This window comes from Bradyrhizobium sp. CFUWI (genome assembly GCF_056429085.1).
Map to the genome: position 1 here is coordinate 26,913 of NZ_JBWJZE010000012.1, position 26,467 is coordinate 53,379.

25 protein-coding genes are annotated in these 26,467 nt (G+C 65.2%); 12 read left to right on the forward strand and 13 right to left on the reverse strand.

Features of this window, described 5'->3' with window-relative positions:
• Nucleotides 1–4: 4 nt before the first annotated feature.
• The 3 genes from AC066S_RS24605 (at nucleotide 5) to AC066S_RS24615 (ending at nucleotide 3,179) form a co-directional block, all read left to right on the forward strand.
• Nucleotides 5–391 (forward strand): YybH family protein, encoded by a 387-nt coding sequence (locus AC066S_RS24605; protein ID WP_478270838.1) that lies wholly within the window; start codon nucleotides 5–7, stop codon nucleotides 389–391.
• A 182-nt stretch (nucleotides 392–573) separates the two neighbouring features.
• Nucleotides 574–807, forward strand: a complete 234-nt coding sequence (locus tag AC066S_RS24610) for a DUF2171 domain-containing protein (protein WP_126257394.1) — start codon at nucleotides 574–576, stop codon at nucleotides 805–807.
• A 95-nt stretch (nucleotides 808–902) separates the two neighbouring features.
• A complete protein-coding gene (locus tag AC066S_RS24615) occupies nucleotides 903–3,179 on the forward strand; it encodes a ComEC/Rec2 family competence protein (RefSeq protein ID WP_478270839.1) in 2,277 nt (758 codons plus the stop codon).
• 7 nt (nucleotides 3,180–3,186) lie between these two features.
• On the opposite strand, the gene AC066S_RS24620 is transcribed toward AC066S_RS24615, so the two are convergent.
• From AC066S_RS24620 to AC066S_RS24645, 6 genes are all read right to left on the reverse strand, one after another.
• Nucleotides 3,187–3,621 carry a hypothetical protein gene (locus AC066S_RS24620; RefSeq protein ID WP_164718573.1) on the reverse strand — a complete coding sequence of 145 codons (435 nt, stop codon included), beginning with the start codon at nucleotides 3,619–3,621 and terminating at the stop codon, nucleotides 3,187–3,189.
• 516 nt (nucleotides 3,622–4,137) lie between these two features.
• Nucleotides 4,138–4,839 carry a transcriptional repressor LexA gene (gene lexA / locus AC066S_RS24625; RefSeq protein WP_135170910.1) on the reverse strand — a complete coding sequence of 234 codons (702 nt, stop codon included), beginning with the start codon at nucleotides 4,837–4,839 and terminating at the stop codon, nucleotides 4,138–4,140.
• Nucleotides 4,840–5,014: 175 nt separating this feature from the next.
• On the reverse strand, nucleotides 5,015–6,226 hold the full coding sequence (locus tag AC066S_RS24630) for a molybdopterin molybdotransferase MoeA (RefSeq protein ID WP_478270840.1): 1,212 nt from the start codon (nucleotides 6,224–6,226) through the stop codon (nucleotides 5,015–5,017).
• Between the two features lie 212 nt (nucleotides 6,227–6,438).
• Nucleotides 6,439–6,645: a hypothetical protein gene (locus tag AC066S_RS24635; RefSeq protein ID WP_135164457.1), complete on the reverse strand. Its 207-nt coding sequence runs from the start codon at nucleotides 6,643–6,645 to the stop codon at nucleotides 6,439–6,441.
• Between the two features lie 167 nt (nucleotides 6,646–6,812).
• Nucleotides 6,813–7,436: an HAD family hydrolase gene (locus AC066S_RS24640; protein ID WP_126257428.1), complete on the reverse strand. Its 624-nt coding sequence runs from the start codon at nucleotides 7,434–7,436 to the stop codon at nucleotides 6,813–6,815.
• Between the two features lie 40 nt (nucleotides 7,437–7,476).
• Nucleotides 7,477–8,610 (reverse strand): alpha-hydroxy acid oxidase, encoded by a 1,134-nt coding sequence (locus tag AC066S_RS24645; RefSeq protein WP_478270841.1) that lies wholly within the window; start codon nucleotides 8,608–8,610, stop codon nucleotides 7,477–7,479.
• Between the two features lie 321 nt (nucleotides 8,611–8,931).
• Between AC066S_RS24645 and AC066S_RS24650 the strand changes: the two genes are divergently transcribed.
• A complete protein-coding gene (locus AC066S_RS24650; protein ID WP_126257430.1) occupies nucleotides 8,932–10,269 on the forward strand; it encodes a S41 family peptidase in 1,338 nt (445 codons plus the stop codon).
• 125 nt (nucleotides 10,270–10,394) lie between these two features.
• Here the strand turns inward: AC066S_RS24650 and AC066S_RS24655 are convergent, their stop codons facing one another.
• Entirely contained in the window at nucleotides 10,395–10,895 is a 501-nt protein-coding gene (locus AC066S_RS24655; RefSeq protein ID WP_478270842.1) for a hypothetical protein, read from the reverse strand.
• Nucleotides 10,896–10,978: 83 nt separating this feature from the next.
• Nucleotides 10,979–11,227 carry a hypothetical protein gene (locus AC066S_RS24660; protein ID WP_164718558.1) on the reverse strand — a complete coding sequence of 83 codons (249 nt, stop codon included), beginning with the start codon at nucleotides 11,225–11,227 and terminating at the stop codon, nucleotides 10,979–10,981.
• On the opposite strand from AC066S_RS24660, the gene AC066S_RS24665 reads away from it, so the two are divergent.
• The 7 genes from AC066S_RS24665 (at nucleotide 11,124) to AC066S_RS24695 (ending at nucleotide 18,240) form a co-directional block, all read left to right on the forward strand.
• Complete coding sequence (locus AC066S_RS24665) at nucleotides 11,124–12,347, forward strand: OpgC domain-containing protein (RefSeq protein WP_245481386.1); 1,224 nt, start codon at nucleotides 11,124–11,126, stop codon at nucleotides 12,345–12,347. The two genes, AC066S_RS24660 and AC066S_RS24665, sit on opposite strands and share 104 nt — an antisense overlap.
• Nucleotides 12,344–13,222: a Spy/CpxP family protein refolding chaperone gene (locus tag AC066S_RS24670; RefSeq protein WP_478270843.1), complete on the forward strand. Its 879-nt coding sequence runs from the start codon at nucleotides 12,344–12,346 to the stop codon at nucleotides 13,220–13,222. The genes AC066S_RS24665 and AC066S_RS24670 overlap by 4 nt, the downstream gene beginning before the upstream one ends.
• Before the next feature lie 22 nt (nucleotides 13,223–13,244).
• Complete coding sequence (locus AC066S_RS24675) at nucleotides 13,245–15,233, forward strand: 2Fe-2S iron-sulfur cluster-binding protein (protein WP_478270844.1); 1,989 nt, start codon at nucleotides 13,245–13,247, stop codon at nucleotides 15,231–15,233.
• Between the two features lie 4 nt (nucleotides 15,234–15,237).
• The gene (locus AC066S_RS24680) at nucleotides 15,238–15,942 is read left to right on the forward strand and encodes an iron reductase (protein WP_478270845.1); all 705 of its coding nucleotides are present in this window, start codon (nucleotides 15,238–15,240) and stop codon (nucleotides 15,940–15,942) included.
• Between the two features lie 23 nt (nucleotides 15,943–15,965).
• Complete coding sequence (locus AC066S_RS24685) at nucleotides 15,966–16,715, forward strand: class III cytochrome C family protein (protein ID WP_235885195.1); 750 nt, start codon at nucleotides 15,966–15,968, stop codon at nucleotides 16,713–16,715.
• A 207-nt stretch (nucleotides 16,716–16,922) separates the two neighbouring features.
• Nucleotides 16,923–17,315 carry a hypothetical protein gene (locus tag AC066S_RS24690; RefSeq protein WP_126257435.1) on the forward strand — a complete coding sequence of 131 codons (393 nt, stop codon included), beginning with the start codon at nucleotides 16,923–16,925 and terminating at the stop codon, nucleotides 17,313–17,315.
• Nucleotides 17,316–17,628: 313 nt separating this feature from the next.
• Nucleotides 17,629–18,240 carry an RNA polymerase sigma factor gene (locus AC066S_RS24695; protein ID WP_478270846.1) on the forward strand — a complete coding sequence of 204 codons (612 nt, stop codon included), beginning with the start codon at nucleotides 17,629–17,631 and terminating at the stop codon, nucleotides 18,238–18,240.
• On the opposite strand, the gene AC066S_RS24700 is transcribed toward AC066S_RS24695, so the two are convergent.
• The 5 genes from AC066S_RS24700 to AC066S_RS24720 all read right to left on the reverse strand — a co-directional run bounded on the left by AC066S_RS24700 (nucleotide 18,237) and on the right by AC066S_RS24720 (nucleotide 25,438).
• Entirely contained in the window at nucleotides 18,237–20,957 is a 2,721-nt protein-coding gene (locus AC066S_RS24700; protein ID WP_478270847.1) for a bifunctional diguanylate cyclase/phosphodiesterase, read from the reverse strand. The genes AC066S_RS24695 and AC066S_RS24700 overlap by 4 nt on opposite strands.
• A 176-nt stretch (nucleotides 20,958–21,133) precedes the next feature.
• On the reverse strand, nucleotides 21,134–21,682 hold the full coding sequence (gene moaC, locus AC066S_RS24705; RefSeq protein ID WP_478270848.1) for a cyclic pyranopterin monophosphate synthase MoaC: 549 nt from the start codon (nucleotides 21,680–21,682) through the stop codon (nucleotides 21,134–21,136).
• Nucleotide 21,683: 1 nt separating this feature from the next.
• Nucleotides 21,684–22,505 carry an indole-3-glycerol phosphate synthase TrpC gene (gene trpC, locus AC066S_RS24710; RefSeq protein ID WP_478270849.1) on the reverse strand — a complete coding sequence of 274 codons (822 nt, stop codon included), beginning with the start codon at nucleotides 22,503–22,505 and terminating at the stop codon, nucleotides 21,684–21,686.
• 7 nt (nucleotides 22,506–22,512) lie between these two features.
• Nucleotides 22,513–23,526 carry an anthranilate phosphoribosyltransferase gene (gene trpD, locus AC066S_RS24715; protein ID WP_135170920.1) on the reverse strand — a complete coding sequence of 338 codons (1,014 nt, stop codon included), beginning with the start codon at nucleotides 23,524–23,526 and terminating at the stop codon, nucleotides 22,513–22,515.
• A gap of 13 nt (nucleotides 23,527–23,539) precedes the next feature.
• A complete protein-coding gene (locus tag AC066S_RS24720; protein ID WP_478270850.1) occupies nucleotides 23,540–25,438 on the reverse strand; it encodes a peptidylprolyl isomerase in 1,899 nt (632 codons plus the stop codon).
• A gap of 223 nt (nucleotides 25,439–25,661) precedes the next feature.
• Here AC066S_RS24720 and tpiA point away from each other — a divergent pair, with 223 nt between their 5' ends.
• Nucleotides 25,662–26,417: a triose-phosphate isomerase gene (gene tpiA / locus AC066S_RS24725; protein ID WP_478270851.1), complete on the forward strand. Its 756-nt coding sequence runs from the start codon at nucleotides 25,662–25,664 to the stop codon at nucleotides 26,415–26,417.
• The last annotated feature ends 50 nt before the right edge of the window (nucleotides 26,418–26,467 follow it).

Here is a 26,467-nt window from a genome sequence, read left to right on the forward strand (position 1 = left end):
CACCATGAGCACGGAGGCCGACGACATCGTTTCCGTCATTATCGCGAAATGGTGCGCCGGCTTCGCGACGCTCGACGCTGCCGCGCTCTCGTCGCTCTATTCGAAGAACGCGTTCTTCTTCGGCTCCAATCCGAAGCTCTACCGGGGCCGGGATGGCGTTACCGAATATTTCAACGGCCTGCCGCGCTGGCGCCAGCCGAGCGCCGTGTTCTCCGACGTGAACGCAGCGCAGGTCGGCCCGGACCTGATCAACATGGCCGCGACCATCTCGTTCGATCTCGCCGGCGAGCGGGACGATCTCATCGTCAAGATGAGCTGGGTCATCATCCGCGAGGACGGCGAGTGGAAGATCGTCAATCACCACGCCTCGTCGCAGGCTCCGCTGATCTGATTGGCGCAATCTTCGTAGTTTTGTCATTCCGGGATGGCCCGAAGGGCCAGGCCCGGAATCCATAACCCCAGCTCGTGGTTATGGATTCCGGGCTCGCGCCAAGTGGCGCGCCCCGGAATGACAGCAGGATAAGAACCCGAGTTCTCTCGCTGCGTTGGCGTGGGTCCAACAAGGAACCCGCCATGCAAGACATCGCAGAGCATATGGAAGTCATCGGCGCCGGCGGCGTCCATGTCGGCACGGTCGACAAGGTCGAAGGCAACCGCATCAAGCTGACCAGGAAGGACAGCGGTGAGGGCAGCCACAAGGGCCATCATCATTTCATCGACAAGGGCCTCGTTGCCGACGTCGAGGGCAACAAGGTGCGGCTGTCCGCCAAGGCGTCGGTGGCCGTGACGATGGAAGAGGAAAAGTAGGGGCGCCTTCTTGCGTTCCTGATCTGTACCGCTATTCGCCCGCCCGCACGTTCCGGTAGCCTTGGCGCCCATCGCGTCGCGTAAGGTGCAGGGGAATGGCGGAGCCGGGCCGGCCAGCACGGTCCCAGGGTATTGCCGGGACGTGGCCGGTTGGCCGCGCCGCAGCCGCTGGCGGCTTTGCGCCGGCGGGTTTTGGCATCTGGCCCGCGATCGTCGAAACGCTCCGCGGATGGGCCCGCGCCGAGGCCGGTCCCGGGCGCCTGCTGCCGTGGGTGCCGGTCGCCTTTGGCGGCGGCATCGCACTCTATTTCGCCGCCGATCATGAACCGGTGCTGTGGGTTGTCGCGACGACGGCGGCCGCGCTGTTGCTCGGCGCGATCCTGCTGCGGCGGAGCCGGCTGTTCGCGCCGGCGATCATGATCGCGGCGGTCGCTTCCGGCTTTGCCGGGGCGACCTGGAAGACGGCGCGCATCGCCCATACCGTGCTGGCCAAGCCGCTCTATTCGGTGTCGCTGTCAGGCTTCGTCGAGACGCGCGACATCCGGGAGCGCACCGATCGCTTCGTGCTGCGCGTCACCGCGATGGAGGCGCAGCGCAGCGACGTCAGGCTCGATCGCGTGCGCCTGTCGGTGCGCAAGGGCACTGCGCCCGAGGTCGGCAGCTTCGTTCAATTGAAGGCGCGGCTGATGCCGCCGCTCTCGCCGGTGCGCCCGGGAAGCTACGACTTCTCGCGCGACATGTTCTTTCAGGGTATCGGCGCGTCCGGCTTCGTGATGGGCGCGATCACGGCGTCAGTGCCGCCGGACGCCGGCGGCCTGCGGCTGCGCTACGCCGCCTTCATGCAAGGCCTGCGCGATGCGATCGACGCCCGCATCCGCGCAACGCTCGAGGGCGACAACCGCGCGATCGCGACCGCGCTGCTCACCGGGCGGCGCGATGCGATCTCCGCGCCCGTCAACGACGCGATGTTCATCTCGGGGCTCGGACACGTTCTCTCGATCTCCGGCTATCACATGGCGGTGGTCGCGGGCGTGGTCTTCTTCGCGGTGCGCGCGCTGCTGGCGTTGATCCCGGGCCTGGCCGTCGGCTTCGCCATCAAGAAATGGTCGGCGGCCGCAGCATTGGTGGCCGCCGCGTTCTATCTGTTGCTCTCGGGCGCCGAGGTCGCAACGCAACGATCGTTCTTCATGACGGCGGTGGTGCTGATCGCGGTGATGGTCGATCGCCGCGCCATCACTTTCCGCACGCTGGCGGTGGCGGCGCTGATCGTGCTTGCGGTTGCGCCGGAGGCGCTGGTGCATCCGAGCTTCCAGATGTCGTTTGCGGCAACGCTCGGGCTGGTGGCGCTGGTTCAGATCGGCATGCCGAACCTGCTGGCCTCGCCCGATCATTCGGCGACGGCACGCGTCGCGCTGTGGGGCGGCCGCGAGATCGCGATGCTGTTCCTGGCCTCGCTGATCGCGGGGCTCGCGACCACGCCCTACGCCGCCTTCCACTTCCATCGCGTCACGCCCTATGGCGTGCTCGCCAATCTCGGTGCGATGCCGGTGGTCTCGGCGCTGGTGATGCCGGCGGGGCTATTGGGATTGCTGGCCGCGCCCTTCGGGCTCGATAGCGTGTTCTGGTGGCTGATGGGACTGGGCATCGACTGGATGGTCGCGGTCTCGCGCTGGGTGGCGGCACTGCCGGGCGCGGTCGGCCGCATCCCGGCGTTCGGCATCGCGCCGCTGATCGCCGCGAGCCTCGGCATCATCGTGATGGGATTGTTGCGCACGCCCTTGCGGTGGTGCGGTGCCGTGGTGCTGCTGGCTTCCATCGCCTTTGGCCTGTCGGTACGGCAGCCTGATGTCCTGATTGCCGGCGACGGCGCCAGCGTCGCGGTGCGGGGCGGGGACGGGCGTCTGCACCTGATCAGGGCGAAGGACAGTTTCCTGCTGAAGGAGTGGCTGGCGGCCGACGCCGATCCGCGCAATGCCGGCAGCAGTGCGCTGGCCGAGGGCGTGTCGTGCGACGAGGCCGGTTGCGTGACTCCGCTCGCCGATGGACGCCTGGTCGCGCTGGCCTTGCGCATCGACGCGCTGGCGGACGATTGCAGCCGCGCCGCGCTGGTGGTGACGTCACGGCCAGCGCCGCCCGATTGCGCGGCGATGGTGGTGGATCGGCAGCGGCTCGCTCGTCAGGGCGCGCTGGCGCTGACACGGCATGGCGATGGATTTGCGGTTCAGGCGGTGAAGGCGAGGGGTGCAAGCCGCCCCTGGTCGCCGGCGGCAGCCGGCGAGGGAGATTCTGACATGACCCTCATGCCACGGTCGGCAGCTCCACGCGTTCGCGACGCAACGCCGTCGGAGGCCGATCTTCAGGCCGAGGACTGAGCTTCTATCAGCCGATCGGCAGGCGCCTGACCGGCGACCGACTGTCGGCGATGATCTGCGGCTTCTGCTCGCGCTCGCCGACCGGCTGCGTCACCGGCAGCTGCAGCACGGTTGCGCGCTGGCCTTCGACCAGCTGAGTCACCAGCACGTACTTGCCGTCCGGAAATTCGATCGCGTCGTGATGGCGATCGGGAACGTGCGGATCGATCTTGCCGAACTTGCCGACGCGGGAGTTGACGGTGCGCGTCCAGATCCAGCGGTTGTCGTAACGGACGTTGTCGGCGAAGGCGAGCTCCGTCCCCGGCAGCAGGCAGACCGCAACGGAGAGATCGGCTTCGGAGGCGAAGCCGCGTGTCGAGGTGCCGCGGAAGGTTGTCGTGACGATCGTCTCGCCGACTTCAGCGGGGCGCGTCGCGATAGCATGCAGGCTATAGTCACACATCGGGTGCTCCTCATGCGAAGATAGCGACCCGCACCTCTCCTTGGAGGCGCAGGCCTCGAAGTAGAAGTATGCAACGCTCTGCTCGGTTATAGGCGAATCTGCGGCTGCGATTCGCGAGGCGCGATCACATTAACTTTCCCGAAGTCGATAGGAACAAAGCCGGGTCCCGTGCATTTCGCCGGCGCGCGTCTACGACTGCCAAGTGTCGCCAGCTCGATTGCGATACCTCCACGCTTGTATTGCGGGCGTTGCGGACTTGCCCGTTCACTGCCGTGTTGTTGCGGAGATTGTGATGCGATTACGCGGCAACGGCGGCGTGCGTGCCGATGCCGCGATCAGCGTCGCGACGGCTGCACCAAACGATCTGGCGCTCGGCTGTCCTCTCGAACGCGAACGGCCGTGAAGCGATGTTGCTTCGTGGAGCGGACATTCATCCGCTCCAATCTTTGATCGGCGATGCCGACCGAAGGGCGCACGCAGACGCCAAAATATATCTCGGACCGAGTCCTTCCGGAATCAGTACTTCCGATAAAGCCCGATCAGCTTGCCCTGAATCTTCACCCGGTTCGGCGGCAGGATGCGCACCTCATAAGCGGCATTGGCGGGCTCGAGTGCGATCGAGGCGCCGCGGCGGCGGAAGCGCTTGAGCGTGGCCTCCTCGTCGTCGATCAGCGCCACCACGATGTCGCCGGTATCGGCGCTCTCGTTGCGCTGGATCAGCGCCATGTCGCCGTCGAGGATACCGGCTTCGACCATGGAATCGCCGCGCACCTCGAGTGCGTAGTGCTCGCCCGCGCCGAGCATGTCGGGCGGCACGCTGATGGTGTGGCTGCGGGTCTGCAACGCCTCGATCGGCGTGCCGGCCGCGATACGGCCCATCACGGGGACTGCAACGGGCCGCTCGCCCTCGTCCATGGACGGGCTGGAGCTCGCGCGGATCTTGCCGAGATTGCCCTCGATGACGCTCGGCGTGAAGCCGCGCCGGGCGCCGGCGGCAGCCTGCAGCTCCGGCAGCTTGATCACTTCGATGGCGCGTGCGCGGTTAGGCAGGCGGCGGATGAAGCCACGCTCCTCGAGCGCGGTGATGAGGCGGTGGATGCCCGACTTCGAGCGCAGGTCGAGCGCATCCTTCATCTCGTCGAAGGAGGGCGGCACGCCGCTTTCCTTCAAACGTTCGCTGATGAACCTCAGAAGCTCGTATTGTTTGCGCGTTAACATCTCGACCAAAGTCCCCCGGTTGATGTCGTTCGATTCCGAGACGATGAGTTCAGCGATAAGCCGCTACATGCTCGAAACAAATCATGAACGGACACTATATGTTCGATACATGTTCCGCAACTGCTTAATTTACCGTGAACGGCGGCAAACTCGCGGAATGCGTGTGGCCGTGGACTCAGACGGGGAGCCGCAGCACCTCGCAGGGGCCACCGGCCTCGGCCTTCGCCGCGAACGGTGCGCGCACGAGAAGTACCTGTGCCGCAGCAAGATTTGCAAGCAGAGAGGAATCCTGATGGCTGACGGGAATGGCGACTTGCGTACCATCGTCGCGCAGCTCCAGGCGCGCGCGCAGATAATCCTCGCGCTGGTCGTTGGCACCGAGGTCGCGACCCAGCACGGCGCGCTCGCGGCGATGATGAATCACTGAACGGCCCGACAGGGCACGAATCAGCGGCACCATGAACAGGAACGCGCACACATAGGACGACACGGGATTGCCGGGCAGGCCGATTACGCGCATCGCGCCGAGCCGTCCGTGCATCATCGGCTTGCCGGGGCGTATCGCGATCTTCCAGAACGCCATCGAGATGCCTTCGCCCAGCAGCGCCTGCTGGACCAGGTCATGGTCGCCGACCGACGCGCCGCCGGTCGTGACCAGGATGTCAGCCCCGCTTTCGCGGGCGCGGCGGATCCCGGCGGAGGTGGCCTCCAGCGTGTCGGCGGCCACCCCGAGGTCGATGGTCTCGGCGCCCTCGCTGCGGGCGAGCGCGTGCAGGGCGTAGCCGTTGGAATAGACGATCTGGCCGTGCCCGGGGGCGGTGCCCGGCCTCACCAGTTCGTCGCCGGTGGCAAGGATCGCAACCTTGGGACGGCGGCAGACGGCGAGGTGCGGGTGATTCATCGCCGCCGCGAGCGCGAGATCGCGCTCCGTCAGGCGGGTTCCCTTGCGCAGGAGCACGTCACCCTCGCGGAAATCGACGCCGGCCGGGCGGATGTGCCGTCCGGTGATCGCGGCTTCCTTGATGGTGACGCTGTTGCCATCTGTGACGGTGTCCTCCTGGATCACGACCGCGTCCGCACCATCAGGGACGACGCCGCCGGTGAAGATCCGCACCGCTTCCCCCGCGCCGACCGTTCGGGCGAAGGGACGGCCGGCCGCGACCTCGCCGATCACCGTCAGCCGGGAATCGATCGTTGCCGCATCGGCCGCGCGCACCGCATAGCCGTCCATCGCCGACATCGCTTGCGGGGGCTGCGTGCGCCGTGCCGCGAGGTCATGCGCGAGCACGCGGTGATAGGCTTCGTCGAGCGAAACCATCTGTTCAGGCAGCGGCTCTGCACCTGCCAGCACCGCAGCAAGGGCGTCGGAAACCGGCATCAGGGCCACGGGCGAAACTCCTGCTCGGCACATCGGTCAATGGGCGGCGAGAGTTCTAGCTGACTGCAGGCGCAAGGCAAAGCAGCACGCAGCTGATCTATCCTGCGTGATCTCCGTGGCGGAGGAGCAAGCGCAGGTCCGCCAAGCGCATGATCCGGAATGCGAGACAGACCGGGATGGAAGATGGCCATGGCAAGGCACGAGCGCCACGCCGGAATCGGTCAACTCCCGGTCGGCCCGTCCGGGCTGACGTTCCATGCGACGTCGGGCGGTTTGGGGCCTTGGTCCTTGTCGGGGAGCGGATCGGCCTGCGATTTCAGGTCCGCAGCCTTGCTGATCAGCTTGGCGGAAAGCTCGGAATCCGAGGTGTTTCTTGCGAATTCAAGCAGGAGAGAGGCTTGCTTGGTGAGGTAGGTTTTGCCCAGCACGTGGATCAGTCCGATGTAGAAATCCCAACGGACTGATGAGTCCGAAGAGGGGTATTCCGTTCCGGGAACTCCGTATAAAAATGCACAAAGTGATCAGGTTCCACACTTCCTGCAAATTTAGCGCCGGACGCGGGCCGGCTGCCGACCGCCGGGGAGGCAGCGCAACCTTAGATCCCCAATGCCTTCAAGGCGTTGCCGACGTCGCGGGGCGACGTCACATGCACGGCCGTCAAGCCACGCGCCCGTGCTCCCTCGATATTCTCTTCGAGATCGTCGAAGAACACGATGCGCTCGGCCGGCACACCGATCGCCGCGACGACATGGTCGAAGGCGTCGGCATCCGGTTTGCGCAGGCCGATGCTGGACGACAGGTACAGCTCGCGGAAATGGCCGAGCAGATCGGCATATTCCTTCGAGAAATAGTCGACATGCGGCCGATTGGTGTTGGAGAAGGCGTAGAGCGGCATCTGCTTTGCCGCACGCGGTAACAGCTCGGCGATATCGGGCATCTCGCCGGCGAAGATCGCATTCCAGCCCTCCAGGAACTGGGCGTCCGAAATGCCGATTCCCAGCGAAGCGCGCAAGGAGGCGAAATAATCCGCGTCGCTGATCTTGCCGACCTCGTGCAGCCGGTAGGCCTCGTCGCGCACATAGCGCGCTAGGAGGCTTTCGGGCTGGCAGCCGGCATGTCCCGCCCAACAGGCGATCGCCTTGGAGAAGTCGATGTCGAGCACCACGCGCCCGAGATCGAACAGAAGCGCATCCGCGCTGCCGGGAGAGAGCGATGTCATTGCGTCCTTTTCACTTCAATGTCGGCAGGAATCCGTAAGGTTAGTACCGATAAGGCTCGTGGTCGAACAGCGGGAACGCGCTGAACACGCTCGGCGCGTTGGTGGCGGCCGCCGGATGCAGGCAGGATTTGTCGATCTCGGCAAACGATGTGGCACCCAACAGGCCGAGGCAGCGCAGCACCTCGTCTTCCAGCAGCTCCAGCATCCGCGCGATGCCGGCTTCGCCGGCGGCCGCCAGCGCCCAGCATTGCAGCCGGCCGATGCCGACGAGATCTGCGCCTGCCGCGATCGCCTTGACGATGTCGGTGCCGCGACAGATGCCGCCGTCGACCATGATCTTGGCGCGGCCCTTCACGGCCTCGACGATCTCGGGCAGCACATGCATGGCACCGCGGCCATGGTCGAGCTGGCGGCCGCCATGATTGGAGACGTAGATCCATTCGACGCCGTGATCGACCGCGATCAGGGCGTCCTCGGCGGTGGCGATGCCCTTCAGGATCAGCGGGATCTTGAACCTGTCCTTGATCATCTTCACGGTCCGCCACTCCAGGCCCTTCTGGAAATCGCCGCCGGTGGCGCGCAGGCGGCTCTCGCGAACGTAGCGCTTGGCGATGTCACGTTCGCGACGGCTGTAATGGGCGGTGTCGACGGTCAGGCAGAAGGCGGCATAGCCGTTCTTCTCGCTTCGGCTGACGACATCCGCGACGAAGGCGTCGTCGCCGCGGACATAGAGCTGGTAGAGCCGGAGCGCATCGGGCGCGGCCTCGGCAGTGCTCTCCAGGCCGGGTTCGGACACCGAGCTCAGCATGTGCGCCGCACCGAAGCTGCCGGCACCGCGCGCGACGCTCGCCGCACCATCCGGATCGAAGATTTCGAGCGCGCCGACGGGTGCGAGCACCACCGGAAGGCGCATCTTGCGGCCGAAATGCTGAACCGAGCCGTCCACCCTGCGGACGTCGCGCAAAACGCGCGGGCGAAAGGCGATTTCGTCCAGGGCCATGCGGTTGCGGCGCATCGTGGTCTCGGTTTCGGCGGCGCCGACGATGTAGTCCCAGGCGTTCTGGTTGAGGTTGGCCCGCGCTTTCCGGATGAATTCGTGCAGGTTCTGGAACGGCTCGTTGCTGGCGCCGAGTTCGACGTTCCGTTCCGGCCGGATGCCGGGTGCTTCGTTCATTGTTATCCTCCCGAGAATTTGAACCCTTATGTCATCGCCTAACCCGTCCAGCCCTGCAAAACTATCCTAAAATTGCATGGCTGCGAGGCGCGGGCCGGCCCATGATTCCGCTTGCGGACAGGCCAGTCCTGCAACGTTGCCAAAAGTTTAGGTCCGGGCGAAACGATTTCTACGGCGTACCCGTCGGCATGGCATCCCGGCCTTGAAGAAACCAGAATGGTATTGTGAGAAACGAGCTGGATCGCCAATTGCATGGCGCCTCCCCAGGTCTCGACAGACAAGCCTAAAGCGAACCGCCAAAGCACAAAGGCCAGCCCATCCATGCGGAAATCCCTGCTGTTCCCTCTGGGCACGCTCACCGGAGCGTGTCTCACCCTTCTGGTAGCCAGTCCCCAAGGCGGCGTATGGGCGGCGCGGGCGACAGCGAACGCGAATGATGCCTATTCCCAGCTCAACCTGTTCGGCGAAGTGTTCGAGCGCGTGAAGGCGAGCTATGTCGAGAAGCCCGACAATGCCAAGCTGGTCGAGGGCGCGATCACCGGCATGGTGACCTCGCTCGATCCGCATTCGCGCTACATGAACGCGAAGGCCTGGACCGAGATGCAGGAGACCACCTCCGGCGAGTTCGGCGGCCTCGGCATCGAGGTCACGATGGAAGACGGCCTCGTCAAGGTGGTCTCGCCGATCGACGATACGCCCGCCTCGAAGGCCGGCCTGATGTCAGGTGACCTCATCAGCAAGATCGACGGCGAGGCCGTGCAGGGCATGACGCTCGAGCAGGCCGTCAACAAGATGAAGGGCCCGGTCGACACCAAGACCAAGCTCACCATCCTGCGCAAGGGCGCGGACGCGCCGCTCGACGTCGCGATCACGCGCGAGATCATCCATGTGCGCCCGGTGCGCTTCCGCGTCGAGAGCGGCGACATCGGCTATATCCGCATCACCTCGTTCAACGAGCAGACCACCGACGGCCTGAAGAAGGCGATCGCGTCGATCTCCAAACAGGTTCAGCCGGAGAAGCTCACCGGCTACGTCGTGGACCTGCGCAACAATCCGGGCGGACTGCTCGACCAGGCCGTGTCGGTGTCGAGCGCGTTCCTGCAACGCGGCGAGGTCGTTTCGACCCGTGGCCGCTCTCCCGAAGAGACCCAACGCTTCACCGCCCATGGCGGCGACCTCACCAAGGGCAAGCCGCTGGTGGTGCTGGTCAATGGCGGCTCGGCCTCGGCCTCGGAGATCGTGGCCGGCGCGCTGCATGACCACAAGCGTGCCACGATCATCGGTACGCGCTCGTTCGGAAAGGGTTCGGTGCAGACGATCATTCCGCTCGGCTCCGGCAATGGCGCGCTGGCGCTGACCACGGCGCGCTATTACACGCCGTCGGGCCGCTCGATCCAGGCCCAGGGCATCGCCCCCGACATCGAGATCCTGCAGGACGTGCCGCCCGAGCTGAAGGGCCGCATGGATACCATGGCCGAGTCCCAGATGCGCGGACATCTTTCGGCCGGCGAGGGTGGCGAGCAGACCGGATCGCAGTCTTACGTCCCGCCGGAAGAGAAGGACGACAAGGCTCTGCATGCGGCCTACGACTTCCTGCACGGCGTCACCGCGAACGCGGTTGCGGCGAAGCCCGCCCCGAAAGGTACGGTGCCGAACTAAACTCTACGACTCTTCATCTACGAAATCGCCCGGGAGTGGATGGCCATTCCCGGGCGAATTCTTTTGTGACGCTGTTTCGCTTCGGCGTCATGGCCACGGCAAGACGCGAGATTGCCGCGCGATGGTCATTGCTGCTTCTTCGGACCCACGTGGTGCGGGACTTCGCTCTTCGGTCCGCCGCCGTAATGGTGGCTGCCGCCGGATCCGCCGGCCGATGCGCCGTCGGTGTCCTTCTTGCCCATGTGGTGCGGAGTCTCGGTCTTCGGTCCGCCCGAATAGTGATGGCCGTTCTTTTCGCCGGTCTTGCTCGTCTGCGCCGTGGCAGGCAGCGCGACGAACGACATGATCGCGGCGGCGACAATCAGCTTGCGGTGACTCATTCTGGTTTCTCCTGTTGATATCGTCGAGTCGGTGTCAATCAAGTCCCGGTGGCTCGATCGAGCTGCAGCCAAACCCGCCGCGTGATTGTGTAGGTTGAGCAAGATCAAATGTCGACGCGTGCACTCGCGTGGGCCGTTGCGTGGATCGTCGCGTTGCTGCAGGCGACGAGAAACGTCGATCTTCTTACAGGAAAAAATTCGGCGCGCAGCGCGGGATTGCGGGCCGCAGGCAAAGTCGTCGGTCATGCCGCCAGCCGGATGAGAGATGTCGTGGCCGATGACTCTTCCGGTCGGTGACGACAGCTGCCGCGATTCATTACGCGATCGAGCTACAAAAAGATTTGGCTGGCGCGTCGAGCGAGTTTGATGTCCGTCAAACCCGCATCAATGACGCAACCTAGCGTGCCGGCGCGAACGAGCGGCGACATGATCACGATCCGAAAGAGGTCGGCCGCGGAGATGGAGAACGAGCCTTTGACTGACGAGACTATCCACGCGCCTGGCCGGCCGTCACGAGCAGCGTTTCTTCTGCGTCGCTTGTTGTGGGAGACGATCACGATCAGATCGGTGCTGGTCAAGACGCGGCGCGATGTACGCCTCGATCTGTTCCGCGGTTTGGCGAACTGGCTGATCTTCCTCGGACACATTCCGGACACGGCGCTCGCCTGGTTCACGACGCGAAACTACGGCTTCAGCGATGGCGCCGATCTGTTCGTGCTGATCTCCGGATACACCGCGACCTTGGTGTTCGGCTCGATGATGATGGAACGCGGCTTCGTGATCGGCGCAACCCGGCTGCTGCGGCGGGTGTGGCAGCTCTATGTCGCTCACCTGCTGCTGTTCCTGGTCTATCTCACGGCCGTGCACTACATCGCGCACAGCTTCGACGATCTTCATCTGATGGATCAGTTCAACGTCGCGCCGTTGATGAACTTTCCCGTCGAGACGCTCTCCCAGGGGCTGATCCTCAAGTTCAAGCCGCTCAATCTCGACGTTCTGCCGCTCTACATCGTGCTGATGGCCGCGTTTCCCGTCGTGCTCTGGTTCATGCTGCGCTGGCGCAACGCGGTGATGATCGGCTCGCTCGGACTCTATCTTGCGGCCCGTCATTGCGAGTGGAATCTGCCGGCCTATCCGGCTGGGGTCTGGTATTTCAATCCGTTCGCCTGGCAGCTGCTCTTCGTGTTCGGGGCCTGGCTGGCCCTGGGAGGAGCGGCGGCCTGCCGCTGGCTGCTGTCATCCCGCATGCTGCTTGCCTTGAGCGCCAGCTTCCTGATGTTTGCGCTCGCGATGACGCTGGCCGAGCACATTCCGGAATTGCGGGACCGCGTCCCTGAAGCGCTCGCCGCCGTCTTCATTCCGAACGACAAGACCAATCTGGGACCTTATCGCGTCATACATCTGGCGAGCCTGGTGTTCATCGTCGTTTCGCTCATTCCGATCGACTGGCCAGGCCTCAGGTCGCCGTTGCTCCAGCCTTTGATCCGATGTGGTCAGCAGTCGTTGTCGGTGTTCTGCGTCGGCCTCTTTCTGTCGTTCGTCGCCCATTTCGTGCTCGAATCCGGATCCGAAGGATTTTGGGCCCAGCTGCTGGTCGGTGCCGCCGGCCTCTCGATCATGACGATCGTGGCCTACTACCGAACCTGGTCGAAAGACGTCGACAGGAGTCGCTTCACCGGCGAGGAGGCGAGCGGATGAAGAGGTCCGGGCTGATCTTAACGGAAGAGACCGTCAAGCTGCGTGGCGTTTGCGCGCGTAAGAGCCGCGGACGCTTCGCGTCTATGACGCCTGACCCGCGCCGCACTACACCGCTCGATCGTCGACCTCGACGATCAGATCACCATCCAAATCAAACCAGGAGAATGACCATGAACCATCCGAGACATGTCTTCGTAAAAGCAGCCGCCTTCGCCGTGCTCCTGCTGGCCCCGGTTGGGCTGTCGCCTGCAATCGCCGGCGGCTTTGGTCAGATCGCGATGATGGATGACGACAAGATGTCGAAGATGCCTGCTTCCTCGGATTCGAGCGGCAAGATGAACACCGGCGAACCTGTGGGGCAACCGAACATGAGTGGCGGCCGAATGAACGACGACAAGATGAAGATGCCGCCGCAAGGCCAGATGCGGGACTGCCAGGGCGCCGGCTGTCGGGAAAATTCCGGCATGATGCCCATGATGCAGATGATGGAGAAGATGATGCGTGGCCAGATGAGTTCGCCCGCCGGAGGCGGTGCGACGAGCGGCCCGGCGGACGTGACAGAGCGGCTCGAAGGGCGCATTGCCTTTCTGAAAGCGGAGCTGCAGATCAGTGACAAGCAGGCCGCCGATTGGAGCAATGTCGCAGACGCCCTGCGGTCGGGCCGGCAGCATCTGCTCGAAGCGCGCAAGATGCTCGCCACGGACGACAGGTTGGGAAGCTCCGACCGCCTGGAGCACTACGAGCGGCATTTGTCGGAGCGTCTGGAGGCGATCAAATCGGCTCGCTTGGCCTTCACGCGGCTCTACGTGTCGCTGAACGAGAGTCAGAGGCAGACCGCGGATACGATCCTGTTGCCGCTGATCGCGTCGTTCTGACTCATGACGTGAACGCAACATCATGTTCGGTTCGTCCTTTCGATGTCGCTCCGGCCTGTTTGCGCTTGCCATCCTGGCGAGCCAGCCTTTCGCGATTGCTGGGCCAGCGTCGGACGTCGGCCGCGGCTTACCGCATGCCGCCGGTCAGTTCGCCCAGCGCTGGCAGGTCGCGGAGGCAGAGGGCGATCACGCCGCCCACCATCCCGCCGGAACCGGCGAAGAAGCGAGGCCGAAGCCGGATGGATCAGCCGGTTCAAGCGAGGGCCATGCGGCGGGCGCGCCGCCTGGCACTGCCGCGGCGGGCATGATGGATGGAATGGACGGCATGATGGGCCGGCCACGGAAGGCGTTCTATCCGGCATTGATGGACATGCCGGCGCTGTCCGCCGAGCAGAGGAGCAGTCTTGAGGGCCAGGCGCGCGCGCGGATCAGCGCTGAGGCCGATCGGCTGACGAGTGCTGAAATGGACCTGCGGCACGCGGTCGCCGGGGGCGACATCGTTGCCGCGGATCAGGCCTCGCGTCGGCTTCGCGAATCCCTGAACGAGGTCCAGAGCGGTGTGATCGCCCTGCGTTCGCTTCACGAAGGCAAACCGCCGCAGCAGATCGCGCAGGCCTGGTTCAAGTCGCAAATGAACCTGCTGCCTGCTCGAAGCGCCATGGATGCCGATGACGGCGCGACGGCAATCTCGTGGTTTCACGTCACCACCATGGCGCTGCTGGTGCTGTTCTCCGTGGGAATGCTTGCGATCTATCTCGCGCGCATGCGCCGGGCGAACGCGCTGGTCGACCGACTGGCGCGCGCGGCGGTCGCTCCGGTCGCTGCCACGCGACTCGTGGCCACGCCGACCGCCGGCCCGCCGAACGACAGGGACGGAACGACACCCTCCCGGGATACGGACCGCCGACCGCAGCGCGGTGCGGCGAGCGGCCCCTGGAAAGGCAAGCTGAGAATCTGTGCCATCTATCAGGAGACGCCTGATGTGAAGACCTTCCGCCTGCAGGCAGCGGAGGGTGGTGCGATTCCGTTTACGTTCCTGCCCGGACAGTTCCTGACCTACGCCATCGAGATTGGCGGACAGACAGTCAGGCGCTCCTACACGATCGCCTCGTCCGCCGCCCAGACCGCCTATGTCGAGACCACGATCAAGCGCCAAGAGGGCGGGCTGCTGTCCGACTACATGCATGGCCGCTTGAAGGAGAGGGACCTCGTCGAGGTCGCAGGCCCGTCCGGCGCCTTTACGTTCACGGGGACGGAGGCCGACAGCGTCGTCCTGATTGGCGGCGGCGTCGGGATCACGCCGCTGATGGCGGCGATCCGGTATCTCTCGGACATCGCATGGCCCGGCCAGATCTACCTCGTCTATGGCGCGCAGACGACGGAGCAATTCATCTTCCGCGACGAGCTGGAATATCTCCAGCGCAGGATGAACAATCTGCACGTCGCGGCCACGATGATGCGGGCGGCGGGCACGTCCTGGATGGGACGCGAGGGGCAGATCACAGCCGAATTCCTGACGCAGGCCGTGCCGGACCTTGCCAAGCGGCGCGTTCATCTGTGCGGTCCGCCCGGAATGATGGAGGCGCTCCGCAAAACCCTGATCGGCCTCGGCGTGCCGGGCGAGCGGATCAAGACGGAAGCCTTCGGGCCGGCCCGCGGCGCCGTTCCACCGCCCGGCAAGGTCGCCGCCGAGGCGGGGGGGCCGGAAGATGAAGCCGGCAACCAAGGGGCCGCGGCAATCGGCCCGGCAACGGCAACCATCCGCTTCACGAGATCCGGCAAGATGGCGGCGTTACCGCCGGACAAGAGCGTCCTGGAGGTCGCTGAGAGCGCCGGGGTTGCGATCGACTATTCCTGCAGGGCCGGGGTCTGCGGGCTCTGCAAGACCCATCTGTTGCAAGGGAACGTCGCGATGGAGGTTCAGGACGCCCTGACCGCGGACGACAAGGCGAACGGTCTCATCCTGGCCTGCCAGGCGAGATCCATCGGCGATCTGGTTGTCGAGGCCTGACGCGATGAACGGGAGAGAGCGCCTGATCGCGGATGCCGTTCTGGCTGCCCTGTTGCTGCTGGTGCCGGCTTTCCTGCTTCATTCCAACAGCCGGTTTGCCGGAAGCCTGGCCGGCTTTGTCCTCGGGGCGAGTGCGGCCGCGTTGATGATCCTTCTGCTCGCCTATCCCCTGACCAAGTACAGCACGAGGCTCAAGGCGCTCGTCACGCGATGCGTATCGATGTCGGCGCTCCTGGCGTTTCATGCCTATGCCGGGATCGTCGCGGCCTTCCTCGCGCTGCTGCACACCGGGCACAAACTCCAGAGTCCGCTTGGGATCGCCCTTCTGACCAGCATGCTGATCGTCGTCATCACCGGATTCGTCGGCCGCTACTACCTGCCGCAAACCGCAATGGAGCTTCGCCAGCAGCAGTCGCATCTGGCGACCTTGAGATCGGCCTATGAGCACACCGCAGCGGCGATGTCGTCGCCCGATCGGGATCAGCGAGACGGGCCCGGCATGCATGCACGAGTATTGCAGGATGTGCCGCTGCTGCAACTCGTCGATGGCATTTCCGACGTCGAAGCGGCGATCGGCTCGCGTGAGGCGGTCAAGAAGGTCTTCATGCAGTGGATCGGACTGCATGTCGTGGCCGCGATTGTCATGTACGCGCTGCTCGTGGTCCACGTGGCGAGCGAGGTCTATTACGGGCTGCGGTGGCTCGCGTGACGATCCGAGGGGCGCTCTACGTCGTGGTCGCGACACTGGCGGTCGCAAGTGCGGCGGCCGCGTCGATCGCCTTGTTTCGGGGCAGTGCGGGGATCGTACCGGGATGGACGCGGCTCGTAAGTCCCGGTCCGCTGTCTGCGAAGCATGCATTTCTGTCCAACAGCTGTGAGAGCTGCCATACGCCGGTCAAAGGCGTCGAGGCGGCCGCCTGTATCGCCTGCCACTCGCCTTCAGCCGCCGATCTTGCCAAACAATCGACGGCGTTCCACGCAGTGGCGGGTGGTCAATGCTCCGGCTGCCATCGCGAACATGCCGGCGGCATGCGGCCGACAGGGATGAACCATGCGTCGCTGCTGCAAGTCGCGATGTCTGCCTCCGACAAGACGGTGTTCGGCCGGACCGCGGCCGATCAAATGACAGCGGACCTGAGGGAGTTTCTCGGCCTGCCAAAGTCGGAGCAGCCGGAGAAGGCGGCGCTCAATTGTGCCATCTGTCACAGCAACCGCGATCCGCACCGCGAATTATTTGGGCGGGAATGCGCGAATTGCCATGTGCTCGCGTCCTGGAAAATTGTGGGGTTCCTGCATCCTTCGCCAACCTCGAAGGACTGCGCGCAATGCCATCCGGCGCCGCCGAGCCACAACATGGGCCACTTCATGATGGACCGGATGATCGCGGGACAGGAGCATGCATCGGTCGATCAATGCTTTCTGTGCCACATGACGGACTCGTTCAACGACATCAAGGGCGTCGGCTGGCTGAAGCACCATTGACCGGTGCGGGCGACGCTTGTGGGTCTCCAACATTACAGCATCGCCCGAAAATATTTCGTGATCCGTCTTGCAATGGGTTGCCGAAGGGCGGTGCGTCGCGAACGTGGGTGAAAGGTCCGTCCTGCATGGCCGCTCGGCATGGGTCGTTTTCTGTTGGCCGACGCTACAACCAGAGTTATATCTTCCAGGGCAAGTAGCGGTGCAGGAATGATTGGCTCGACAAGGCCAAGGCGAAGGTGGTGGGGATGGCTTGTCGCCATCGCCTATCTGCTTGCGTCGATGACGCCGTCTCTTGCGATCCCGATCTCCCCCGTCACGGCGATACCGTGCGAACAGCCTGCGCATGCACACGATCAGATCGATGCCGGATCTGCGGTGCATTCGCATGACGTTGCGATGGAGGGGGAGTGTGACGACGACCACGGGCACGGCGACCGACATGCGGCCTGCTGCGGCTCGGTGCTGTGCTTCAGTGCCGTGTCGCCTCAAGCTCCTGGATTCGCGGAATTCGGGTCCCAGCACTCGCGCTGCGAAGCGCAGCCCGACGTGATCGCCGACGAAGGCGCGTTCCGCCGCCACTACCGTCCCCCCATCGCCTGAGCTAGCTCCCGAAGACCGTACTGCGCCGCTCCAAGTCAGAGCGCCGATCGACACGTCCGTGACGGGGTGCATCCCTGCGGATGATGGCGATCGCGCCAGGGACTCGCGTGGCGCTGCGCGTTGAGCGGAAGGACGTCGACAGGGCGATCATTCGCTGGCGGCAAGGCGAGGCCGCCGCGCGAGCAACCCGAGCGGCGATCTCTCACGACTTCTGTTCGGGAGCGGCAGTATCCGCCGATCGCATTGGCGCGCGATCCGACGAACCTGGCTCCAACGAAGCGATCTGCCGAATGGCACGCAAGGACGATAAGTCATGAAATCGCCGAACGAGGGGCCGCCGATACAGGCGGCAGGTTCTCTGGACGTGCAGGACACGGTCGTTCGTGCCGCGCTCGTCGGCAGCTACGATCGCCTGCGCGATTATCTGCAGCGACGCGTTGGCGGTCGGGCCGAAGCGGAAGAGGTGCTGCAGGCATTCATGTTGCGCGCGCTGGAGCGGTCTGGCGACATTCGCGACGCGGATTCGGTTCGAGGCTGGCTCAGCAGGGTTCTGGCGACGACCATCGCCGACTTCCATCGCCAGGTATCAAGAAGCAGGACGCGGGAGATGCCGTTCCCGCATGAACTCAACGATCGTCTGGCGGCTGACCAGGGTGCCGCCGCGAATAGCGCGGTTTGCGAGTGTCTCCATGTCCATCTGTCCCTGCTGAAGCCGGAGCATGCCGAGGTCATTAGAAGGGTCGATCTTGGCGGCGAACCGCGGGAACTGGTTGCCGCCGATCTGGGCGTGACGGTGAACAACCTGACTGTTCGTCTTCATCGCGCAAGGCAGGCGCTGAAAGAGCGGCTCGAGCAGACCTGTGTTGTATGCCTTGAGGAAAGTTTCTGGGAATGCCGCTGTGGCGATAACCGAGGTCCGACCTAACCCGCCTCGCGGCGGCGGCTGCCGCTGCCTTCGCGCTGGGCCAGCCGGCTGCGATGCAGCGCGAACAGCTCCAGCACCTTGTCGGCGGGCTTGGCGGCGCTGAACAGATAGCCCTGCATCTCGGAGCAGCCGAGCGCACGCAGCAGGCGCTGCTGCTCCTCGGTCTCGACGCCCTCGGCCGTGGTGGTCATGCGGCGCGCGGCCGCCAGATTGACGACGGCCTGGACGATGCTGGCGGAGCCGTCGGGACCGGCGATGTCGTCGACGAAACAGCGGTCGATCTTGATCTTGTCGAACGGGAAGCGGTGCAGGTAGCTCAGCGACGAGTAGCCGGTGCCGAAATCGTCGAGCGCGATGCGGACGCCGATGGCGCGGAGCTGGTGCAGGATCGTGAGCGCGGCATCGTCGTCGCGGATCAGCACCGCCTCGGTGATCTCGAGCTCGAGCCGGCTCGCCGGCAGGTTCGAAGCAGCGAGCGCCGCCATGATCTTCAGGGCCAAAGTGCCGCTCTTGAATTGCACCGGCGAGACGTTGACCGCGAGGCGGATGTCGTCGGGCCAGTTCACAGCGTCCCGGCAGGCGGTCGCCAGCACCCATTCGCCGACCTCGTTGATCAGGCCGGTGTCTTCGGCGATCGGGATGAACTCCGCCGGCGAGACCATGCCGCGCTCGGGATGGCGCCAGCGCACCAGCGCCTCGCAGCCGGTGATACGATCGTCCTTCAGGCTGAGGCAGGGCTGGTAATAGACCTCGAGGCCGCCATGAGCGATGGCGTGGCGCAGGTCGCTCTCGAGCTGCCGGCGCTCGCGCACCTTGGCATCCATCTCCGGCTCGAAGAAGCGATAGGTGCGGCGTCCGGCGGACTTGGCGGCGTACATCGCCATGTCCGCGTTCTTGAGGATCTGGTCGAGTACCGTGCCGTGTTCCGGCGCGAGCGCGATGCCGATGCTGGCGTCGGTGGTGAGATGATGGCCCATGCAGTCGAACGGCGCGCGGATGGTCGCGTACATCCGCGCGACCAGCTCGTCGACCTGGTCTCGCGACGTCACCGCGCTCTGGACGACGGCGAATTCGTCGCCGCCGAGCCGCGCCACGAAATCCGCCGGGCCCGCACAGCGGCGCAGGCTTGCGGCAACCGATTTCAACAATTCGTCGCCGACGAGATGGCCGAGCGCGTCGTTGACGCCCTTGAACTCGTCGATGTCGATGTAATGCACCGCGATCTCTTCGCCGTTGCCGACCGTGGCCAGCTCGTTGCGCAGATGCTCGTGGAACATGGCACGGTTGGGCAGATCGGTCAGCGCATCGTAATGGGCAAGGTGCGTGATGCGCTCCTCGATGCGGCGGCGCTCGGTGATGTCCTCATGGGTCGCCACCCAGCCGCCGTCCGTCAGCGGCTCGTTGAGGATGTGAATCGAGCGGCCATCGGAGGTATCGACCACCATGGAATTGCGCGTATGGACGCCCTTCAGCACGCGCGCGACGTAAGCGCCGACGTCGCCTGCGAAGGAGCCGGTTGCCTTGCGATGGGCGATGATGTCGTGAAAACTGCAGCCGGGCTTCACGATCTCGGCCGACAATCCGTACATTTCGATGTAGCGCTGGTTGCAGACCACCAGCCGCCGCTCGGCGTCGAACAGCAGGAGACCCTGCGTCATGTTGTTGACGGCGCGATCGAGCCGCTGCTTCTCCAGCGTCAGCCGCTCGCGCGAGGCGCGGTGCTGCTCGAGCAGCTTGCGCACGACCGCGATCAGCACGCCTGCGATGGCGAGCGCGGAGGCCACGGCGACCGAGACCAGCATGCCGATCTGCTCGCGCCAGTCGGCCAGGGCCGCCGCACGCGTCGTGGTTGCCATCATCAGGATCGGGAAATGGGGCAGGGCGCGCGAGGAGATCAGTCGATCGTCGCCGTCGATCGGGCTCGTGAAACGGCCGGCGAAATGATCGAGCCCGAAAACCCGCTGGTGTTCGAACTGACCGGTCTTGAAGTTTCGTCCCATCAATTCGCTGGAATGGGGATAGCGGGCGAGCAGCGTGCCGTCCCGATGCAGCATCGAGATCGTCGCGCCTTCGCCGAGCGCGACGGTAGCGAAGAACTTTTCGAAGTTGGCGGGCTCGATGCCGCGTCCGACGACACCGAGGAACTCGCCGTTGGGCCCGACGATCCTCCGGGCCACCAAGACGGTCCAGGCACCGGAGATGCGGCTGTGCAATGGCTCGATCAAGACGTCGGGCGCATTGGGATCATACCTAAAGGTGCGAAAATAGGCGCGGTCGGCCACGTTGACCTTGGGAGCCGGCCACGTCGTCGATGAATTGATCAGGTTGCCTTCGGCATCGATGATGTTGACGCCGCCGATATGGGGCAGCGCCTCGATCTTCGAACGCAGCATGCGGTGGACCTCCTGACCAGAGAGGCGCGCGCGTAAGTCTGCGACGCTCGAGATGCCGATCGAACGCGCGTGATCGACGAAGTCTTTCTGGATGACCGCGAAATCCTGCAATTGCTGGTCGAAGTGATGGGCAAGCAACAGCACGGTGTTTTCCAGCTCGCGGCTGGAGTTGCGCAGCGCCCGCTCGCGGAAATTCTGCGCCATCAGGACCGAGCCTATGGCGATCGCCGCGATCAGCAGCGTGCCGCCCGCCACCAGCCAGCGGATCGGGCCGCTGCGCACGAAGGCCTGGTCAAAAAAACGAAAGCCGAATCTCATCGTCATGCTGATCATTGCCACGCACACCCCAGGATCAACTTATGGCCCTGAGAACACCCGTTGGTTTACGGGGACGATGTGGAAGCAAAGTTAGGAAGCGGGGTTAACGGAACGTGAATTGCCGCGCGCAGAAGCGAGCGATGCGCGTCGCAGGAGCGCCGGGTCGCCGAGACGAGCGCGCTTCAGGCGCGGTAATGTCCGGACTTGCCGCCGAGCTTCTCGACCAGATGGATGCCTTCGATGCGCACGCCGCGCTCGACCGCCTTGATCATGTCGTAGATGGTGAGGCAGGCGACTGACACCGCGGTGAGTGCCTCCATCTCCACGCCGGTCGGTCCCGTCACCTTCACGCTGGCGCGGACGAGGCAGCCCGGCAGCTTTGCGTCGGGCTCGATGTCGACAATGACCTTCGACAGCGCGAGCGGATGGCAGAGCGGGATCAGCTCCGAGGTGCGCTTGGCGGCCATGATGCCCGCGATGCGCGCGGTGCCGAGCACGTCGCCCTTCTTGGCGTTGCCTGACACGATCAGGTCGAGCGTCGCCTTGGTCATGACGACGCGGCCTTCCGCGACCGCGAGCCGCTCGGTGGCCGGCTTGTCCGACACGTCGACCATGCGCGCCTCGCCGGAGGCGCCGATATGGGTGAGGGCGGGGCCGGCCTTGGTCTTCAAGGTCCTGGTCTTCAAGGGCCCGGTCTTCGACGGCCTGGTCGTGGAAGCCTTGCGCACCATGTCAGCGCGTACCGGTCGCGCGCGCGCCCGTCTGCCGCGCCAGCAGCGTGCGCGTCGCCGCGGTGACGTCGGCCTGCCGCATCAGGCTCTCGCCGACCAGGAAGGTCGACATGCCGACGCGCTCGAGCCGGGCGAGATCGGCGGGCGTGAAGATGCCGCTCTCGCCGACCATCAGCCGGTCCGCCGGGATCAGCGGCGCCAGGACCTCGCTGGTCGCGAGCGTGGTCTCGAAGGTGCGAAGATTGCGGTTGTTGACCCCGATCATCGGCGAACGAAGTTTCAGCGCCCGGTCGAGCTCGGCGCGGTCGTGGATCTCGATCAGCACGTCCATGCCGTAGGCAGTCGCAGCGTCCTCGAGATCCCGGGCGGTGGCATCGTCGAGCGCCGCCATGATGATCAGGATGCAATCGGCGCCGTGCGCGCGGGCTTCGACCACCTGATAGGTGTCGAACATGAAATCCTTGCGCAGCACCGGCAGGGACGTTGCGGCGCGCGCCGCCACCATGAAGTCGAGATGGCCCTGGAACGAGGGCGTGTCGGTCAGCACCGACAGGCAGGCGGCTCCGCCCGCCTCATAGGCCTTGGCGAGCTGCGGTGGATCGAAATCGGCGCGGATCAGGCCCTTCGACGGCGAGGCCTTCTTCACCTCGGCGATCAGCGCGTAGTCGCCGTTGGCGTGCCTGGCCTTGATCGCGCGCACGAAGCCGCGCGGAGCCCCTTGCGCCTTCGCCTTTGCCTCAATCGCCGCGAGCGGCTGTGCGCGCTTGGCGGCTGCGATCTCTTCGCGCTTGTAAGCTTCGATCTTGGTCAGGATGTCCGACATGTCAGGCTCAGCCGTTCGAGACCGCGATCAGGTGCTTCAGGCGCATGTTCGCCGCGCCGCTGTCGAGTGACTTGGTGCCGATCGCAACGCCCTCCTTGAGGTCCTTGGCGCGCCCGGCCACGACCAGCGCGGCGGCGGCGTTCATCAAGGCCACGTCGCGATAGGCGCTCGGCTTGCCATTGAGCACGCTTTGCAGCGCGATCGCATTGGCGTCGGCATCGCCACCCTTCAGCGCGCCGGCCTCACAGCGCAATAGGCCTGCGTCGTCCGGCGTCACCTCGAAATTCCGGATCTCGCCGTTGTGGAGCGCGGAGACGAAGGTCGGGCCGGTGAGGGTGATCTCGTCGAGACCATCGGAGCCGTGCACCACCCAGGCGGATTCGGAGCCGAGGTTCTTCAGCACCTGCGCCAGCGGCTGCACCCACTGCCTGGAGAAGACGCCGACCATCTGCCGCTTCACGCCGGCCGGATTGGACAGGGGGCCGAGCAGATTGAAGATCGTGCGCGTCGCGAGCTCGACCCGGGTCGGGCCGACGTTCTTCATCGCAGGGTGGTGGGCGGGCGCGAACATGAAGCCGATGCCGCATTCGCGCACGCAGCGCCCGACCTGCTCCGGCCGGAGGTCGATCTTGACGCCGAGCGATGCCAGCACGTCGGCGGCGCCCGAGCGCGACGACAGCGCACGGTTGCCGTGCTTGGCCACCGGCACGCCGGCGCCTGCGACGATGAAGGAGGCGCAGGTCGAGACGTTGACCGAGCCGGAGCCGTCGCCGCCGGTGCCGACGATGTCGACGGCGTCCGGCGGTGCCGTCACGGTCAGCATCTTGGAGCGCATCGCCGCGACCGCGCCGGTGATCTCGTCCACGGTTTCGCCGCGCACCCTGAGCGCCATCAACAGGCCGCCCATCTGCGAGGGCGTGGCCTCGCCGCTCATCATGGCGTCGAAGGCGGCAGCGGCTTCGTCGCGCGACAGGCTGGCGCCGGTCGCCACTTTTCCAATGATCGATTTCAGGTCGTCCATCGCGTGCTTCAACTCACTGGTTCGCGCCGGTCACCTGCGCGAAGGCGGCCTGATTAATGGTGGTGCCGATGTCGGTTTCAAGCTTGTTGACGTAGGAGGCGACCTGCTCCTCGGTCTGGGCGCGGTCGAGGCTCTCCTTCAGCTTCTTGACCGCGTCGGAGGCAACGTCGACCGCGGGACCGACGATGTCGGTGACGCGGAAGACGATGACCTCGGTGCCGCCGGTCACCGGCGTCTGTCCGACGCCATCCTTGGCGGTGCGGAAGGCGGCCGCCACAACTGCTGCGGGCACGCCGGCGGGCGTATCGTCGCGCTTGAAGCCGGTCGCGGTCTCGACCTTGGCGCCGATGGCGGAGGCCTCGTCGGCGAGCTTGCCGCCCGCCTCGAGCTTCTTCACCATCTCGGTCGCCTTGGCCTTGAGCTTGGTCGCGATCTGGTCCTGGCGCCAGCGCGCCTCGACCTGGTCGCGGACCTCGTCGAGATTGCGGTCGCGCGAGGGCGTGATGGCGAGCACGTCGTACCAGACATAGCCGCCCTTGAACGAGATCGAATCGTTGTCGACGCCGACATCGGTGTTGAAGGCCTGCGACACCACGTCGAGGCCCTGCGGAATGCTGGCGACCAGCTGGCCGTTCGGGGTGCGGCCGGAGCGGTCGACGGCCTCGATGGTCACGGCGGTGAGCCCGAGCTTCTGCGCCGCCTCGATCACGCTGGCGCCGCCGCCGCGCTCGTCTTCCATCTTGTCGCGGAGATCGTTGACCTGGACGCGCGCGCGCTCGGTTGCGATCTCGCGCTTGATGTCGCCAGCCGCGCTGGCGTAGTCCGCTTCCTTGCCCGGCTCGATCTTGTCGACCTTGACGATGGACGTGCCGAGCGCGCCCTGGATCGGCTGGCTGATCTCGCCGGCGGGAAGCGCGAACGCGGCTTCGCCGACTATAGCGTCCAGCGAAGATTTGGTGACGAGGCCAAGATCGACATCGGAGGCGCTCAGTCCGCGTTCCTTGCCGAGGTCCTCGAACGACATGCCGCCGACAAGACGCTCCCGGGCGGCCTGCGCTTCCGCGGCGTTGGGGAAGACGATCTGCTGGATCTGGCGCTTCTCCGGCGTGCCGAGCCGGTCCTTGCGCTGCTCGAACACCTTCCTGGCGTCCTCGTCCGACACCTCGCTCCACTTGCCGATCTCTTCCGGCGAGACCACCACGAAGGCGATCTTGCGATATTCGGGCGCGCGGAACTGGACCTTGTGATCCTCGAAATAGGCCGCGAGCGCCTCGGGCGAGGGCGCGTCGATCTGGCCCGCCTGGGCGGCATCGAGCCTGACGAATTCAATGGCGCGCTGCTCGTTCTGGTAGCGCGTCAGCACCTCGATCATGGCCTTCGGCGGCTCGAGGCCGGCCCCGATCGTGCCGGTGATCTGCCGGCGCAGCGATACCTTGCGCTGCTCGGCCACGTAGCGCTGCTCGGTATAGCCGAAATTGCGGATCATGGCCTGGAAGCGGTTCGCATCGAAATTGCCGCCGACACCCTTGAAGTTGGGGTCGTTCATGATGAGCTGGCGGATCTGGTCATCGGACTGACCGAGCCCGAGCCGGCGCGCCTCCTCGTCGAGGGCAGCTTCCGCGATGGTCTGCTGCAGCACCTGGCGGTCGAGGCCGAAGGCGCGCGCCTGGTCGGGCGTCAGCGGACGGCCGACCTGGCGGCCGATCTGCTGCAGGCGGTCGGTGTAGATCTGGCGGAACTCGTTCAGCGAAATCTCGGTGCCGCCGACCTTGGCCACCGTGGACTGCCCGAAGCCTTTGAAGATGTCGGCAATGCCCCAAACGCCGAAACTGATGATCAACACGCCCATCACCACGGCCATAATGATCTTGCCGAGCCAGTTTGATGAGGCCTTGCGCATTCCTCGAAGCATTTGGTCCAACTTGTCTGAGCAGGAGGGGAACGGGAGCGCGTCTTAATGCAGATTCCGCAAAAGCGCGTCACCAAATTGATCCATCATCATAAAGTGGCGGCTTTCCCCCCGCAACCTCGGGTCCTGGGACCGCTTACGGCTGCGGTGAAAAGCCTCTGGTCTCTGGAACTGCGGCAGGTCCTCTGCTAGCGCATGCACAAACCTCATTTTGCTGGGAATCGACATGACCGACGCCATCCGCCCCCTGATCGCCGGCAATTGGAAGATGAACGGCCTGAAGGCCCAGGCTGCCGAGTTTGAGGCCATGCTCGACGGCGCGGCCGCGGTGACCGGCAAGGCCGATCTGCTGGTCTGCCCGCCCGTGACCCTGATTATGGCCTTCGCCGAGAAGGCGCGCGGCAAGAAGATCGCGGTCGGGGCCCAGGATTGCCATCCCAAGGCCTCCGGGGCGCATACCGGCGATATTGCCGCCGAAATGCTGGTGGATGCGGGGGCGAGCGCAATCATCGTCGGCCATTCCGAGCGCCGCGCCGATCATGGCGAGGGCGATGCCCTGGTCCGCCAGAAGGCTGAAGCGGCCTGGCGCGCCGGGGCGACAGCAATCGTCTGCGTCGGCGAGACCCAGGGACAGCGCGACGCCGGTCAGACCCTGGAGATTCTGCGCGGGCAGCTCGCCGGCTCGCTGCCGGACGGCTCGACCGCCGCCAATCTCGTCGTGGCCTATGAGCCGGTCTGGGCCATCGGCACCGGCCTGACCCCCACGGCCAAGGATGTCGAGCAGATTCATGGGTTTATCCGGGAACTCCTGACCGTCAGGTTCAAGGCCGAAGGTAGCCGGATGCGCATCCTCTACGGCGGCTCGGTCAAGCCCTCGAATGCGGCCGAGCTGATGGCGGTGAAGAACGTCAACGGAGCTCTGGTCGGCGGCGCCAGCCTGAAGGCGGCCGATTTCCTTGCGATCGCCAAGGGCTGCCCCTAGCTAAGTCCAAAGCGCTGATCCGGACCCGATCGGGGGTGGCAATGCCCCTT

What these genes read in the sequence shown, in the direction of transcription:
- AC066S_RS24695 (WP_478270846.1), top strand. Translation starts at nt 17,629, where the DNA reads ATGAAATCGCCGAACGAGGGGCCGCCGATACAGGCGGCAGGTTCTCTG.
- AC066S_RS24640 (WP_126257428.1), bottom strand. Translation starts at nt 7,436, where the DNA reads ATGACATCGCTCTCTCCCGGCAGCGCGGATGCGCTTCTGTTCGATCTC.
- AC066S_RS24700 (WP_478270847.1), bottom strand. Translation starts at nt 20,957, where the DNA reads ATGACGATGAGATTCGGCTTTCGTTTTTTTGACCAGGCCTTCGTGCGC.
- tpiA (WP_478270851.1), top strand. Translation starts at nt 25,662, where the DNA reads ATGACCGACGCCATCCGCCCCCTGATCGCCGGCAATTGGAAGATGAAC.
- AC066S_RS24620 (WP_164718573.1), bottom strand. Translation starts at nt 3,621, where the DNA reads ATGTGTGACTATAGCCTGCATGCTATCGCGACGCGCCCCGCTGAAGTC.
- AC066S_RS24720 (WP_478270850.1), bottom strand. Translation starts at nt 25,438, where the DNA reads ATGCTTCGAGGAATGCGCAAGGCCTCATCAAACTGGCTCGGCAAGATC.
- AC066S_RS24675 (WP_478270844.1), top strand. Translation starts at nt 13,245, where the DNA reads ATGTTCGGTTCGTCCTTTCGATGTCGCTCCGGCCTGTTTGCGCTTGCC.
- AC066S_RS24650 (WP_126257430.1), top strand. Translation starts at nt 8,932, where the DNA reads ATGCGGAAATCCCTGCTGTTCCCTCTGGGCACGCTCACCGGAGCGTGT.
- moaC (WP_478270848.1), bottom strand. Translation starts at nt 21,682, where the DNA reads ATGGTGCGCAAGGCTTCCACGACCAGGCCGTCGAAGACCGGGCCCTTG.
- lexA (WP_135170910.1), bottom strand. Translation starts at nt 4,839, where the DNA reads ATGTTAACGCGCAAACAATACGAGCTTCTGAGGTTCATCAGCGAACGT.
- AC066S_RS24615 (WP_478270839.1), top strand. Translation starts at nt 903, where the DNA reads ATGGCGGAGCCGGGCCGGCCAGCACGGTCCCAGGGTATTGCCGGGACG.
- trpC (WP_478270849.1), bottom strand. Translation starts at nt 22,505, where the DNA reads ATGTCGGACATCCTGACCAAGATCGAAGCTTACAAGCGCGAAGAGATC.
- AC066S_RS24655 (WP_478270842.1), bottom strand. Translation starts at nt 10,895, where the DNA reads ATGACCGACGACTTTGCCTGCGGCCCGCAATCCCGCGCTGCGCGCCGA.
- AC066S_RS24680 (WP_478270845.1), top strand. Translation starts at nt 15,238, where the DNA reads ATGAACGGGAGAGAGCGCCTGATCGCGGATGCCGTTCTGGCTGCCCTG.
- AC066S_RS24610 (WP_126257394.1), top strand. Translation starts at nt 574, where the DNA reads ATGCAAGACATCGCAGAGCATATGGAAGTCATCGGCGCCGGCGGCGTC.
- AC066S_RS24645 (WP_478270841.1), bottom strand. Translation starts at nt 8,610, where the DNA reads ATGAACGAAGCACCCGGCATCCGGCCGGAACGGAACGTCGAACTCGGC.
- AC066S_RS24670 (WP_478270843.1), top strand. Translation starts at nt 12,344, where the DNA reads ATGAAGAGGTCCGGGCTGATCTTAACGGAAGAGACCGTCAAGCTGCGT.
- AC066S_RS24690 (WP_126257435.1), top strand. Translation starts at nt 16,923, where the DNA reads ATGATTGGCTCGACAAGGCCAAGGCGAAGGTGGTGGGGATGGCTTGTC.
- trpD (WP_135170920.1), bottom strand. Translation starts at nt 23,526, where the DNA reads ATGGACGACCTGAAATCGATCATTGGAAAAGTGGCGACCGGCGCCAGC.
- AC066S_RS24605 (WP_478270838.1), top strand. Translation starts at nt 5, where the DNA reads ATGAGCACGGAGGCCGACGACATCGTTTCCGTCATTATCGCGAAATGG.